Genomic DNA, 13,971 nt, shown 5'->3' with positions numbered 1-13,971 from the left:
TCAGGACCGGCCTCCCACGGCCTGCCTCGGAGGCAGGCACAGCTCCGCGATCAGCGTCTGCAGCGCCAGCGCGGGATGCCCCGTGCTCTTGATCGCCCGGTCGGCTTCGTGCAGCCGCGCAAAGATTGCGGGGAATCTCTCCGGCGGGAAGGCCTCGGCCTGAGCCATGATCTTCCGCGCCACATAGGGCGGTACGCCCAACGCCTCCTGGATCGCGCCGGCCGGCCGCCGGCGCACCCGCAGCAGGCTGGCCCGCATCAGCAACCGGAAGTGGCGCGCGATCATGAACATGACGTAGGGCGGCGCCTCCTCCCGCAGGATCTCGGCCAGGGTCTGCAGCGCCTGGCCCGACCGGCCGGCCCCGATGGCGTCCACCAGCGTAAAGATCGTGCTCTCGGCGGTCCGGCTGACCGTCGCCTCCACGTCCCGGCGCGTGATCCGCTCCAGGCTCTCCACGTAGGCGAAGAGCTTCTCCAGTTCCAGGGAAAGTTGCCGCAACCCCGGCCCGACCCGCGAGATCAGGAGGTCCACCGCATCGGCGTCGATGCGTCGGCCTTCCCGCCGGACGCGCTCGTGTACCCAGGCCGGCAGCTGGCGGAGGGTGAGCCGCGGAAACTCCTGGACCTCGCCCAGGCGGCGGATCGTCGTGTAGAGCCGTCGCCGCCGGTCGAGCTGCCGGGCGACGAGGATCAGGGCGGACGGCGGGGCCCCCCGGTCGAGATATGCGGCCAGGCGGTCCTGGTCCGCCGGCTTGAACAGGTCGGCGTCTTTGACCACCACGGCGCGGCGCTGCCCGAAAAACGGCAGCGTGTCGACCAGGGTGATGAGGTCGGTGATGGCGATCTCGTCGGCTCGGACCACATCGAGGTTGAGATCGCGCTCCGGGGGCGGGACGAGACGGTCGAGCAGTTCGGCCAGGGCCTGATCGGCGAGCAGGTCCTCCTCGCCCAGGAGGAGATAGACGTGCGCCCGCGGCGCCGCCATCGTCAGCGGCGCACCGCGCGCACCGCCACCCGCGCCCCGTCGGTCTGGATGAGGATGGCCCCGTCCCGGTCGGTGCGGAAGATCTGCGCCCCCCACTCCTCCAGCGTCTCCAGGGTCCGCCGGTGGGGATGTCCGAATGGATTGACCACCCCGACGGAGATCAGGGCCAGCGCCGGCCGTACGGCGTCCACGAAGGCCTCGGTGGTCGAGGTATCGCTGCCGTGATGCGCCACCTTGAGGATGGCGCTGCGCAGCTCGTCTCCCCGGTCCAGCAGCTCCAGTTCGTTCAACGCCTCCATGTCTCCCGTGAACAGCGCGGCGACCCGCCGGTACGTCAGGCGGAGGACCACCGAGTTGAGGTTCGGATCGGCGCCCGACCCGACGATGAGCGGATCCTGGGGCAGCAACACCGCCAGGAGCACGCCGTCGCCGAGGTCCAGCCGCAGGCCGCGCCGGGCCAGCCGGTAGGGGATCCTCCGCGAGCGGACCAGTTCCAGTAGTCGGGCATAGGACGGGGCCGGATGCGGCAGACCGCTGTCCAGCACCAGGCCCACCCTGAAGTTCTGCAAGACGGCAACGAGTCCTCCGACGTGGTCTTCATGGGGGTGGGAGAGGACGACCACATCGATGGCCCGCACGCCGAGCCGGCGCAACGCCGGCACCACCCGCCGCGCGCCGACATCGTAGCCGGTGGGGTGTCCTTCCACCTCACCACCGCCGTCGATGAGCACCGTCCTGCCGGAGGGGCCGCGCAGCAGGATGGCGTCCCCCTGTCCCACGTCGAGAACGGCGACCTGCAACCGGTCCCCGGTCGGGAGAGCCCGGGCCCAAAGGGAGAGGGCGACGACGCCCAGCAGGACGGCCAGGGCCATCGGCCGCCGCACGGCGAGGCGGCCTCGACGCCACTCCACCACCCCGACCAGACCGAGGTAGAAGCCCGCGATGGCAGCCAATGTGGGCGGGAAGACCGGGACGGCGGCGCCCGGCCACCCGGCGAAGGTTCGGGCCAGGAAGAGGACGGCGTCCAGCAGGGGGGCCAACGGCTGCGCCCCGATCGCGGCCAGGGAGGGAACGGCCGCGCCCACCGCGGCGGCCGCGAATCCGGCCGGTACGAGGACCGCGACGATGGGCACGACCGCCAGGTTGGCCACGAATCCCGCAAGCGGGAGTTGCTGGAAATGATAGGCCAGAACGGGCAGCACCGCGACCTGGGCGGCCACGGTCATCTCGATCAGACGGGCGGCGGCGCGGGGCAGCCCTCTGGCGGTCAGGCCGACGGCCGGGGCGACGTAGACCAGCGCCCAGGTCGCCACGAACGACAGCTGGAACCCCGGATCGAACAGCAGCAGCGGCGAGGTGGCCAGCAACGCCAGCGCGGCGAAGGCCAGCGCGGCGAACACGTCGTAGACGCGGGCGCCGGCCAGAGCCGCTGCGGCGGTGACGCCCATCAGCGCCGCGCGGGCCACCGAAGGGGCCCAGCCGGCCATCAGAGCGAAGACGACCACCCCCAGGGCGGAGGCCACAGACGCCAGCAGCGGCGGAGCCCGCAGCAGGCGGGCGATCCAGACCAGGACGGCCATGACCAGACCGACCTGCGCGCCGGAGACGACGAGGATGTGGAGCAGTCCCGCGCGCCGGAAGGCCTCCGTCACCTCCTCCGGCAGCGCGCCGTCGTCACCCAGCAGCAGACTGGTCAGCAGCGCTCCCCGCAGGCCCGGGAGGCCGACCGAAAAGGCCGCGGCAACCCGTTCCCGCAGGCCGTAGATTCCGGCAAGGAGCGGAGAGCTCCGGCCGCGGGCGACAACCTCCACAGGATCGCCACGCCGCTGCACCAGCATCGAGCGAATGCCCCGGGCGATGAGGAGGCTGCGGTAGGACGGCTCACCGGGATTTCCCGGCGGCGGCGGCCGAAGCAACCGTCCGCGGGCGCGCACCACATCGCCGTAGCGCAGATCGGAGGTGCCCCGGACGCTGACCAGCACCCGGCCTGCGATCCGGCGCACCCCGGCCTCGGTACGGATCTCGCGCGAGGCGAGGACGACATGGGTGCGTCCCCGGCGCCGCTGGAGAGGCTGTGCCACCACCCCGGTGAGAACGACACCTCGTCCCTCGAGCTCGACGAACGGGTCGGAAGGAAGCGGCCGGGCGTCGCGGAGGTAGAGGACGGCCCCCAGACAGCCCACGACGGCCAGCAGCGGGACGGCGGCCGGCCGGCGTCGGACCAGCAGGACGGCGGCGGCTGCCGCGGCGACCGCCGCCAAGATCACCCACGCCTCGATGGTCAGACCCGCCGCGGGGGCAACGGCGATGCCCGCAGCCAGGGCCCACGCCATCCAGACGATGGGGCGAAACACGGCGGCGCCTCCGCCTCACTGTGGTCGAGGCGCCACCGGCGCGCCATCCCCCAGGTGGACCGGAGGCCTCAGGCCTTGGCCGCCACCTGATCGGTGATCCGGGCGATGAACTGCTCCAGCGGCATCGGGCCCAAGTCGCCTGCGGCCCGGCTGCGCACGGCGACCTGACCGCTGGAGGCTTCCCTGTCGCCGACGACGAGCATATAGGGGACGTGCTCCAGCTCGCCGCGCCGGACTTTGTAACTCACCCGCTCGTTGCTTTCGTCCACCTCCACCCGAAGCCGGCGCTGGACCAGTTGCGTGCGCACCTGCCGTGCGTAGGGCAGATGGCGCTCCGCGACGGGCAGGATCCGCACCTGCTCCGGAGCCAGCCAGACCGGGAAGTCACCGGCGTAGTACTCGATCAGGAAGGCCATCATGCGCTCCAGGGTGCTGATCACGGCGCGGTGGATCAGCACCGGCGGATGCGGTCGGCCGTCCTCGCCGATGTACTCCAGCCCGAAGCGCCGCGGCAGGAGGAAGTCGAGCTGGACCGTGGAGAGCGCCTCCTCCTTGCCAATCGCCGTCCGGATCTGCACGTCCAGCTTGGGCCCGTAAAACGCCGCATCGCCGACGACCGGCGTGTAGGCTAGGCCCAGGTCGTCCAGCACCTCCCGCAGCATCCGTTCCGCCGTGCCCCAGAGCTGCTCGTCCGGATAGAAGTTCGCCGTGTCGCCCGGCGTGTGCAACGACAGGTTGTACTTGTAGTCGGTGATCTTCAGGTCGCGGTACACTTCCTGGATGAGCCCGACGACCCGGGCGAACTCCTCTTTGATCTGATCCACCCGACAGAAGATGTGCGCGTCGTTGAGGGTCATGGACCGCACACGGTGCAGCCCCGTCAGCGTCCCCGAACGTTCGTACCGGTACATCCGCCCCAGCTCGGCGATCCGCACCGGCAGGTCGCGATAGGAACGCTGCTCCTGCTTGTAGATCACGATGTGGTGGGGGCAGTTCATCGGCTTCAGCACCAGCTCGTCGCGGTCTACCAGCATCGGCGGGTACATGTTCTCGCGGAAGTGCTCCCAGTGCCCCGAGATCTTGTACAGCGTGGACGAGGCCAGATCGGGCGCGAAGACGTGCTGGTAGCCGTGGGCCAGCTCCTTCTCCACGATGTAGTTTTCCAGGATGCGCCGCACCGTCGCCCCCCGCGGGAGCCACAGGGGCAGCCCCTGGCCCACTTCCTCGGCGAAGGCGAAGAGCTTGAGCTCCTTGCCCAGCCGCCTGTGGTCGCGGCGCTTGGCCTCCTCCAGCAGGTGCAGGTGTTCGTCCAGTTGCTCCTGGCGGGGAAAGGCGATGCCGTAGATGCGGGAGAGCATCTCGCGGTGCTCGTCCCCACGCCAGTAGGCCCCGCCCGTGCTCAGCAGTTTGATGGCCTTGATCAGCCCCGTGCGGGGCAGGTGCGGCCCCCGGCACATGTCGATGAACCCGTCCTGGCGGTAGAAGGACACCCTGGCATCGGGAATGTCCTGGCGCAGCAGTTCCACCTTGTACTTCTCGCCCATCTGCTCGTACATGCGCAGGGCCTCGTCGCGGGGGAGCTCCACCCGCTCGATGGGCTGGTCTTTCGCCGCCAGCTCGCGCATGCGGGCCTCGATGCGCTCCAGGTCTTCCGGCGTGAACGGCCGGCCGATGTCGATGTCGTAGTAGAAGCCCTGCTCGATGGGCGGGCCGATGGCCAGTTTGGCCTCGGGGAAGAGCTCCTTGACGGCCTGGGCCAACAGGTGGGCGGAGGAGTGCCAGTACACCTCGCGGCCTTCGGGCTGATCGAAGGTGAGGAGTTCTACCTGCGCGTCGGCGTCGAGCCGGGCGGCTAGGTCGCGCATCTCGCCGTTGACCCTGGCCGCGAGGGCGTCGCGCACGCCCGCGTCGGAGGCCACCTGCGCCAGGCTCACCCCCGGTTCGTACTCCCTGCGGCTGCCGTTCGGCAGCGTGACCGTGATCCGCGCCATCGCGGAATCCTCCTTCATTCCCCCCAAACGAAGCGCGCCCTCGTCCCACCTGGGACGGGGCGCACCCGCGGTTCCACCCATGTTCCTCGCGGCACGTCCCGTGCCGCGAGGCGGCTTTCCTCTCCGTCACGGGGAGAATCCGGCCGACCCTACTCGTGCTTCAGGCGGCGGCTCAGGAGAGGTCTTCAGCCGGTCGGTCGAGGGAGGTTCGCACCGCCCCCTCCCCTCTCTTGGCGACCGAGAGACGGCCTACTCGGCCCCGTCATCGCCTCGTATGCGCAGTATAGCACCGGGTCGAAGCCTGTCAATCCAACGGCGCGGAGGGCGCAGATCGGACTTCACCGCGGCCGCGGAGGAGGCGGCTCCTCGAGCATCAGGGTGACCGGGCCCTCGTTGTGGATCTCGACCGACATCACCGCCCGGAAGCGGCCGGTGGCCACCGGCACCCCCAGGGCACGCAGCCGTTCGTTGAACACGTGGTAGAGCGCCTCCGCGCGCTCGGGGGGCGCGGCGGCGATGAAGCTCGGGCGCCGCCCCTTCTCCGTGTTCCCGTACAGGGTGAACTGGGAGACGGAGAGGACGGCCCCTCCGACGTCGAGGATGGACCGGTTCAACTTCCCCGCCTCGTCGTCGAAGACGCGCAGGTGGGCCACCTTCTCCGCCAGGGCCGCGGCCTGCGCCTCGGTGTCGTCCACATGAACTCCGAGCAGGACGGCGTAGCCTCGGCCGATCTCGCCCACAACCTCCTCCCCGACGCGCACCCTGGCCCGACTGACCCGCTGCACTACCGCCCTCATCGCCGCACTCCTCCGGGCCCACCCGGCTGCTCACCGCAGTCGGTCCGCACCGCCCTCCGCCTCCCGGCCGGCCCCCACGGCGGGATGCAGGAGATCGATGACGAGGGCGGCGGACCAGGTGAACTCCCCGCCTCCGAGACCGCGGCCGTCGTGGGCATGGAAGTATTCGTGGAACCCCGCCGACCGCACCAGGGTTAGTGTCTGCTGGGTCAGCTCGTCCGCCTCGCGGTGCAGCGCCAGATCCCGCAACCCCTGGATCACCATCCAGTTCGTGTTCACCCAGACCGGCCCGCGCCAGTACCTCGCCGGATCGAATCCCGCCTGGTCCGGGGGCACCGAGGGCAGCAGCAGGCATCCGCGGCACCGCCGGCGGTAGCCGGCCAGCATCTGCGCGGCCTGCCCTCGATCCACCAATCCCGCGTAGATGGCCGTCAGGCCGGCGATCGTGTCCACCGGGATGGACCGCCCCGCCCGGAGGTCCCAGTCCCGGAACAGCCCGGCCGATTCCTCCCACAACGTCCGCCGGTAGGCGTCGCGAAACGCCGCCAGCCGGGCGGGATCGACCGCCGGAGGCCGGCCCAGCGCCGCGGCGATCCGGTTCAGGTCCAGCGCCGAGCGGTACCAGACCGCGTTGAACAACGCATCGTACACGGCGAAGGGCGTGCGCTGGAGATAGGCGGCCAGGTCGTAGCGTACGTCGGCGAGCAGTTCGACCAGGTACATGTAGAGATCGTAATCCTTGCCCGTGGGCCGCAGGAGGGGATCAACGATCGTCGTGTCCACGCGCCGGTACGGGCGGGAGGGACGGTAGCCCTTGCCGGTGGCAAAGTCCCAGCGCGGGCTGTTGTCCAGTCCGCTCTCCCAGGGATGAACAACGACGATCAGCGGATTGCCGCCGGCGGTCCGGTGCCGCAGGAAATACAGCAGGGCATCGACCAGCGCCTCATGCACCTTCGCCCACCACGCCTGTCGGGATGAGGCATCCGGCGCCAGCAGCCCGATCCGGTACGACGCCGAACCGAGAACGCAGGGCTGCGAGATCCCGCTGGTGATCTGTCCGGCGCGGCGCACCGGGACGCCGGGCCACCACTCCGGGCCCGGCGCGTAGTCCGTGACCTCCGGATTGTACCGGATGTGGGGGACCATCCCGTTGGTCCACTGCCCCAGCAGGAGGGTCTCGATCTCCCGGATCGCCCGACTCCAGTCGATCCGGGCCCAGCCCAGGGCGGCGAAGGCGCTGTCCCAGTTCCACTGATGGGGATAAAGGCGCGGGCTGGGCTTCGTGTAGGCGCCGCCGACGTCGTTACCCTGCAAGATCTCCTGCGCCCGGCGCAGCAACTCCCGATCCGCGGTCATGAGGTCACCGGGAGGGCCCGTCCGGAGGCCGGATCCATCAGGCGCAGACGGGCCGGATCGAAACGCAGCCAGAGCCGCCGGCCGGGCTCGGCGGCAAACTCCGGGGGCACGACCACCTTGACGATCTCGGCCCCGACCTGGGCGGTCAGGAGCTGGTGTGAGCCGAGGGGTTCGAGCACGCTGACCTGCGCCGGCACGCCGCCCGGCACGGGGTCGAACTCCACCGCGATGTGCTCGGGGCGGATGCCGACAGTGACCGTCTCCCCGGCGGCCGGCAGCGGGCCCGTTCCCGGCGGCAGCGGGACGGCGGTGCCGCCGACCACGGCGTGCGGCCGGCCGTCGATGCATCGCAGGCGGGCGGTGAGGAAGTTCATCGGGGGGCTGCCGATGAAGCCTCCGACGAACCGGTTGGCCGGCCGGTCGTAGATGGCGGCCGGCGTGTCGCACTGCACGATGGCCCCGTCCTTCATCACCGCGATGCGGTCGCCCAGGCTGAGGGCCTCTACCTGGTCGTGGGTGACGTAGACCGTGGTGGCCCGCAGCTCGCGGTGCAGCCGCTTCAGTTCGGCCCGCATGTGCAGCCGCAGCAGCGCGTCCAGGTTGCTGAGCGGCTCGTCCATCAACAGCACATCGGGCCGCATGACGATGGCCCGGGCCACGGCCACGCGCTGCCGCTGGCCTCCGGACAGCTGGGCCGGATAGCGGTCGAGCAGGTCGGCGATCTGCAGCAGCTCCGCGGCCTCCTGCGCCCGGCGGCGTCGGTCCTCGGGCGGCACGCCTTTCATGCGCAGGCCGAAGGCGATGTTGTCCACCACGCGCATGTGGGGAAACACGGCGTAGGACTGGAACACCATGGCGATACCTCGCCGGCCCGGCGGCAGATCGGTGACATCGCGGCCGCCGATCAGGACCCGCCCCCGGTCGAGGAGTTCCAGGCCGGCGATGGCCCGTAGGGTGGTCGTCTTCCCGCACCCCGAGGGCCCCAGCAGGACGAGGAACTCGCCGTCGTGGATCTGCAGGCTCACATCATTGATCGCCACGACCTTCCCGTAGCTCTTGCGCAGCCGGCGCAGCTCGATCTCCGCCATCGGAGGACCTCCGCCTCAGCGCACGGTCACGCCCCACAGGGTGAGGAGGTACCGCCGGATGAGGAAGATGATGATCAGCGCCGGGATGATCATGAAGAACCCCCCGGCGAACCGGAAGTGCAGCGGGGCGCCCGCGCCGATCACGGAGTCGACGATCAGCGCGGGCAGCGTGCGGTGGTTCAGCGTCAGGATCGTGGCCGCGAACACCTCGTTCCAGGACAGGACGAAGGTGAAGATGCCCGCGGCGGCCAGCCCGGGGAGGGCCATGGGCAGCGTCACCTGCAGGAAGGCCTGCAGCCGGCTGCCACCCAGGGTCTGCGCCGCCTCCTCCAGTTCGTAGGAGATGCCCAGGAAGACACTGGTCACAATGACGATGACGAAGGGAAGCGCCAGCGCCGTGTGCACGATGGCCACGCCCAGCAGCGTGTCGTAGAGACGCCAGCGGATGAAGGCTACGGCCAGCGGGATGGAGAGCACCGTGGCCGGGAACATCTTGGTGGCCAGGATCGCCAGCTGCAAAGTCTCCCGTCCCCGGAAACGGAAGCGGGAGATGGCGTAGCCGGCCGGCGCGGCGATGACGAAGGCCAGGACGATGGTCAGCCCGGCCACGAGGACGCTGTTCAGCGTGGACGGCCACACCCCGGTGGAGCGCAGGAAGAAGCGCAGCGTCTCCAGGGTGAATCGCTCCGGCCACAGCGGCCGCGGCCACCGATAGAGGAGGTCGCGGGGGGTGAAGGCCGCGACGGTGATCAGCAGCAGCGGCAGGGTCACCCAGGCGCTGATGACCAGCGAGGCGCTGTAGAGCCCCAGGCGGCGGAGCGTCATGCCCGGCCCTCCTCCGCCCGCAGGAAGCGCAGGTACAGCCAGGTGATGCTCCCGGAAAAGAGCAGGATCAGCACGGCGTAGGCACTGGCCACGTGCGGACTGCGGTACAGCGAGTACCAGAAGTAGGCCTCTCCGGCCAGGACCGGGATCTGCCGGCCGGCCAGTGTGACGACCGTGGCGAAGAGCTGGAAGGCCAGGATCGTCCGGATGATGAGCGCGGTCTGCAGGCTCGGCCGCAGCAGCGGCAGGATGACGTGGCGCAGGGTCTGCCACCGTCCCGCGCCGAAGACGCTCGCCGTCTCCGCGTAGTCTCTGGGGATCAACTGGAGGCCCGCCAGTAGGATGACCATAACGATGGCCGTCGCCCGCCATACCTCGGTGATGACGATGGCCCCGAGCATCCAGTCCGGACGCTCGACGGAGAGGAAGATGAGGGGCACCTCCACCAGGCCGAGCCGCTGCAGCACGGCGTTCAGGTAACCGCGCTCGGTGAAGATGGACAGCCAGATCAACCCCGCCGCCAGGTCGGAGATGCCGATGGGCAGGGCCGTCAGGTAGAGAAAGGCGGAGTGCCCCAAGAACCGGGTGTTGACCAGCAGGGCGATGGCCAGTCCCAGCATCACCTGGAGCGGCACGGCCAGCGCGGTGATGAGCAGCGTGTAGCGGACGGCCGGCGCGAAGTAGAGGTCGGCGCCCATCCGCCGGAAGTGCGCCCAGGTCAGGCCCCCGCTCTGGGGGTCGCTGACCGCCAGCCAGACGGCCTGAACCATGGGGTAGACGAAGAACAGGCCGAGGAAAATCAGCGTTGGCAGGATGAGCAGGTACGGCGTCCAGGTTGCCGGCGACCGGGGGCGCGCCGGGGTGAGGTCGGTTTCCGCAACGGCCATACAGGGGAAGAGCGACGGCCGACCGCACGGCGGGTCGGCCGTCGACCCTAATCAGGCTTGCAGGGCCGCTGGGGCGGATCGGGCGGCGCGCAGGGAGCGTTGGTCGCCCGATACAGCTCCTCCAGTTTGGCCGCCTGCTCGTTCAAAACCCGCTGGATCTCCTCGCCGCGGACGGCGATCCGCGTGAACGTATCCACGTAGATGGGCACGAACTCGCCGGTGCGGGCGCCCAGCCCGACCGGCAGCAGCGCGGTCCGGGCGTCAGGAGCGCCGGACTGGGCCGTCACGCCGTCGGCCATCACCTTCAGCGCGCCCGAGGGCACCGTGCGGCCCGCCTCCGGGGAGACGGGGAAGAATCCCACGCCCTGCAGGGTCAGGACCTGCGTGGCCGGTCGGGTCAGATACTCGATCAGGCGTACGCCGAGATCGGGACTGGGCGCCGTCCGCGGGATGCTCAACCCGACGATCACCGAGATGAACGACCGTCCCCGCGGGCCGGCCGGCGACGGCAGCACCACGAAATCATCGGGACGCTGGCGCAGCGCGGGCACGATGCGGGCCACGTGGTCCCAGCCCACCAGGACCTCGCCCCGGAGCAGCGGCTCGCTCATGAACTCGTAGGTGAACGACGACGGGTGGGTCACACCCCACAGCCGCCGCAGGTACCGCCACATCTCCACCGCCTCGGGCGAGCGGAAACGCCGCACCTGGGCGCCGGTGAAGGACGGGTAGATGTAGCCGTGGAGAAACCGGCCGTACAGCCCTCGCGGGCCCACGGGGAAGCCCACCCGCCGCTGCCCGGTGGCCTGGCGGATGTTCTCCCCCCACTGGAGGAGGTCGTCGTAGGTCATGGCCATCGGATTCCGCCCGCCGGGAAAGTACCGCAGGGCGTCCTTGTGGGCGACGATCAGGTAGGTAGCCTGCATCCAGGGGATGAAGGCGGTGAACCCGTCCATCTTCGCCGCGGCGAGGAAGTCCCGGAAGAAGGTGCGGTCGCGGCGGGCGTCCAGCTGGCGTTGCACCTCGGCCATATCGCGCAACGCGTTGTTGGCCAGGAAGACCGGGAAGATCCCGTGCAGGGTCCCCGTGACGTCGATGGTCCCGCGGCCGGCACGGGCCTCGGCCAGCAGCCGGTCGACGTACGGTCCTTCGTTCTCGGTGATGAACCGGACGGTGATCCCCGTCTCTCTGGTGAACCCGGCGAGCAGCGTGTTCCGTGCCCACTCCTGCTCCTCGACGGGGGTGAACTGGTTGGAGGTGAAGACGATCTCCTGGGCCGGGGCCGACAGACCCGCCCCGGGGGTTCCGACAAGCGTGAGAACGAACACCAGGGCCAGGGCTCGCACGATCCGCATGAGGCACCTCCTGCGCCAGTCGTCTGCGGCGTGTCCTTTCTGTTCTTCGCTGCAGAGCGGGAGGCCGCCTCCCGGGGATTATGTGGGCCGGGAATCGAGTTGAACAGCGGTAGATCGGTGAGGAGGAACCCCACCATGCGGCTGGAGGGCATTCACCACATCACGGCGATCACCGCGGACGCCCGGCGAAACCTCGATTTCTACACCCGGGTGCTGGGCCTGCGGCTGGTCAAGAAGACCGTCAACCAGGACGACCCGACGGCCTACCACCTTTTCTACAGCGACGAAGCCGGCAGCCCCGGCGCGGACCTGACCTTCTTCGAGTATCCCGGGGCCCGTCGGGGACGGGCGGGGGCGGGGATGGTCCATCGGATCGTCTGGCGGGTCGGTTCGCCAGAGGCTCTGGCCTTTTGGGAGGAGCGGCTGCGCCGGGAAGGGATCGCCGCCGAACGCGACGGCCACCGTCTGACGTTCACCGATCCGGAAGGCCTGGGCCTCGAGATCGCCGTGACCGACGTCCGCGACGAGCCTCTGATCGCCGACCACCCCGAGATCCCCGCCGCCGTGGCCCTGCAGGGCTTCGACGGCGTCCGCGCCTTCGCCGCCGATCCCCCGGCCAGCCGGTCGTTCCTCCTCGAAGTCCTGCAGTTCACGGCCGAGGCCGACCACCGGCTCACGGCGCGGGGCGCGCGACGCGGCGGGTTCTACGCCTGCGACCCTGCGGACCGTCCCGGAATTCCCGGGGCCGGCACCGTCCACCACGTCGCCTGGGCCTCCACCATGGAGAACCACGAGGCCTGGCGCCGGCGGGTCCTCGACGGGGGCGGCCACCCCACCCCGGTCATCGACCGCTTCTACTTCCGCTCCATCTATTTCCACGAGCCCGGCGGCGTGCTCTTCGAGATCGCCACCCTGGGCCCCGGCTTCACCACCGATGAGCCCCTGGAGCACCTCGGCGAGCGCCTCGCCCTGCCGCCCAGGTTCGAACCCCTGCGGGAGATGCTGGAGCGCACGCTGACTCCCCTGCCCAACCCGCGGGCGCACTGGGTGCGGACACGGCCGTCGGGGTAGGCAGCGGATCACGCGGACCACCGTGGTGGGCGCTGCAGGACTTGAACCTGCGACCTCCTCTGCGTCAGAGAGGCGCTCTACCTCTGAGCTAAGCGCCCGCGGCTGCACCCATTATAGCGGCCCTGCAGGGCGCCCTCAACGGAACGGCAGGATCGTTCGAAGCCTCCGGCCGCAGGGCCCTCAGCCCTAGATGGGAAACGGGAAGATGAGGGATGCGTGAGGTGACATCTGCTCCAAGGCATTGCAGGCACACCCTGGACCTTTGTGGCAGGTCTTCCAGCGGGCGATGCACGAGTCGCCGCAGGCTTTCCCCTTGACGCACACGCGACAGCATCCGCCGGCGGCATACGCGGTGCTGCAGCCCGAGGATCGAAGGGTCAAAGGGATCTCAGTGCCGATACCCCTTCCCCGCCCAGCGCTCCAGGCCGCGCACGCCCAACGACCCCAGCAGGGTCATGATCAGGTAGAGCAGCGCCACCATGTTGTAGGTCTCGAAGGAGCGGAAGGTGCGGGCGTTGAGCAGACTTCCCGTGTAGGTCAGCTCCTGCACCGAGATCACCGAGGCCAGCGAGCTGTCCTTAAGCATGGCCACGAAGTCGTTGCCCAGCGGCGGCAGGATCACCCGGATGGCCTGGGGCAGGATGACGTGCCGCATCGCCAGCCAGGGCGACATCCCCAGCGACCGGGCGGCCTCCGTCTGGCCGCGGGGAATGGACTGGATGCCGGCCCGGTAGATCTCCGCCAGGTAGGCGCCGTAGCCGATCCCCAGGCCCAACGTCGCCCGCACCATGTCGCTGCGCAGCCAGCGCTGTCCGGTCAGATCGGCCAGGACCGGGGTGACGACGAAGGCGATGTAGATGAGCTGCACCAGCAGCGGCACCCCCCGCACCACCTCCACGTAGAGCCGGGCCAGAGTGTAGGGGACGGGATGGCTGGAGAGCTGCCCCAGGGCGGCGATCAACCCCAGGATCATGGCCAGGCCGTAGGCGGCGAAGGCCAGCTTCAACGTCACGATGACGGCGGGGGCCAGGAAGTTGTAGGTCTCACGGTACACCGGAGAGCCCAGGATGCCCAGCAGGGCCAGCAGCCCCCCGATGAGCAGCGCCAGCATCCACCACGGCGCCCGCTCCAGGGTGCCCCAGGACAGGAGCCGGCCCCGGCCGGGGAGCTCGGGGCTGAGCTCCGGCTGCGGGGGAGGTGTCGGTGGGCCCATAGGCCGGAGAATGGCGCGGGGGAGCGCCTACGCTCCCCCGCCACTCCCGT

Annotated in this window: 11 protein-coding genes and 1 tRNA gene; 1 reads left to right on the top strand and 11 read right to left on the bottom strand. The window is 70.1% G+C overall.

From position 1 onward, the window contains the following. From holA to QN141_04805, 9 genes are all read right to left on the bottom strand, one after another. Window positions 1–984, bottom strand: coding sequence for a DNA polymerase III subunit delta (gene holA, locus QN141_04845; protein MDR7557799.1), 984 nt, complete (start codon window positions 982–984; stop codon window positions 1–3). A gap of 2 nt (window positions 985–986) precedes the next feature. Continuing rightward, a complete protein-coding gene (locus QN141_04840; protein ID MDR7557798.1) occupies window positions 987–3,338 on the bottom strand; it encodes a DNA internalization-related competence protein ComEC/Rec2 in 2,352 nt (783 codons plus the stop codon). 68 nt (window positions 3,339–3,406) lie between these two features. Continuing rightward, complete coding sequence (gene thrS / locus QN141_04835) at window positions 3,407–5,329, bottom strand: threonine--tRNA ligase (protein ID MDR7557797.1); 1,923 nt, start codon at window positions 5,327–5,329, stop codon at window positions 3,407–3,409. Window positions 5,330–5,667: 338 nt separating this feature from the next. Beyond that, entirely contained in the window at window positions 5,668–6,126 is a 459-nt protein-coding gene (gene dtd / locus QN141_04830; GenBank protein MDR7557796.1) for a D-aminoacyl-tRNA deacylase, read from the bottom strand. A 30-nt stretch (window positions 6,127–6,156) separates the two neighbouring features. After that, the gene (locus QN141_04825) at window positions 6,157–7,482 is read right to left on the bottom strand and encodes a trehalase family glycosidase (protein ID MDR7557795.1); all 1,326 of its coding nucleotides are present in this window, start codon (window positions 7,480–7,482) and stop codon (window positions 6,157–6,159) included. After that, window positions 7,479–8,570 (bottom strand): ABC transporter ATP-binding protein, encoded by a 1,092-nt coding sequence (locus QN141_04820; protein MDR7557794.1) that lies wholly within the window; start codon window positions 8,568–8,570, stop codon window positions 7,479–7,481. The genes QN141_04825 and QN141_04820 overlap by 4 nt, the downstream gene beginning before the upstream one ends. A gap of 15 nt (window positions 8,571–8,585) precedes the next feature. Then, window positions 8,586–9,395, bottom strand: coding sequence for a carbohydrate ABC transporter permease (locus QN141_04815; protein ID MDR7557793.1), 810 nt, complete (start codon window positions 9,393–9,395; stop codon window positions 8,586–8,588). Next, on the bottom strand, window positions 9,392–10,282 hold the full coding sequence (locus QN141_04810) for a sugar ABC transporter permease (protein MDR7557792.1): 891 nt from the start codon (window positions 10,280–10,282) through the stop codon (window positions 9,392–9,394). Before QN141_04810 ends, QN141_04815 begins: the two co-directional genes overlap by 4 nt. Window positions 10,283–10,329: 47 nt before the next feature. Beyond that, window positions 10,330–11,637 carry an ABC transporter substrate-binding protein gene (locus QN141_04805; GenBank protein MDR7557791.1) on the bottom strand — a complete coding sequence of 436 codons (1,308 nt, stop codon included), beginning with the start codon at window positions 11,635–11,637 and terminating at the stop codon, window positions 10,330–10,332. A 135-nt stretch (window positions 11,638–11,772) separates the two neighbouring features. Here QN141_04805 and QN141_04800 point away from each other — a divergent pair, with 135 nt between their 5' ends. Then, window positions 11,773–12,708 (top strand): VOC family protein, encoded by a 936-nt coding sequence (locus QN141_04800; protein ID MDR7557790.1) that lies wholly within the window; start codon window positions 11,773–11,775, stop codon window positions 12,706–12,708. A gap of 23 nt (window positions 12,709–12,731) precedes the next feature. Here the strand turns inward: QN141_04800 and QN141_04795 are convergent. Together QN141_04795 and QN141_04790 are read right to left on the bottom strand one after the other, a co-directional pair. Then, window positions 12,732–12,806 (bottom strand) — tRNA-Val (locus QN141_04795). 290 nt (window positions 12,807–13,096) lie between these two features. Continuing rightward, the gene (locus QN141_04790; protein MDR7557789.1) at window positions 13,097–13,921 is read right to left on the bottom strand and encodes an amino acid ABC transporter permease; all 825 of its coding nucleotides are present in this window, start codon (window positions 13,919–13,921) and stop codon (window positions 13,097–13,099) included. Window positions 13,922–13,971: the final 50 nt, after the last annotated feature.

It is taken from the genome of Armatimonadota bacterium (assembly GCA_031459765.1).
GTDB classification, from domain to species: domain Bacteria; phylum Sysuimicrobiota; class Sysuimicrobiia; order Sysuimicrobiales; family Kaftiobacteriaceae; genus Kaftiobacterium; species Kaftiobacterium secundum.
The sequence above is the reverse complement of the archived record's forward strand: the minus strand, read 5'-3'. Positions and strand labels throughout refer to the sequence as shown.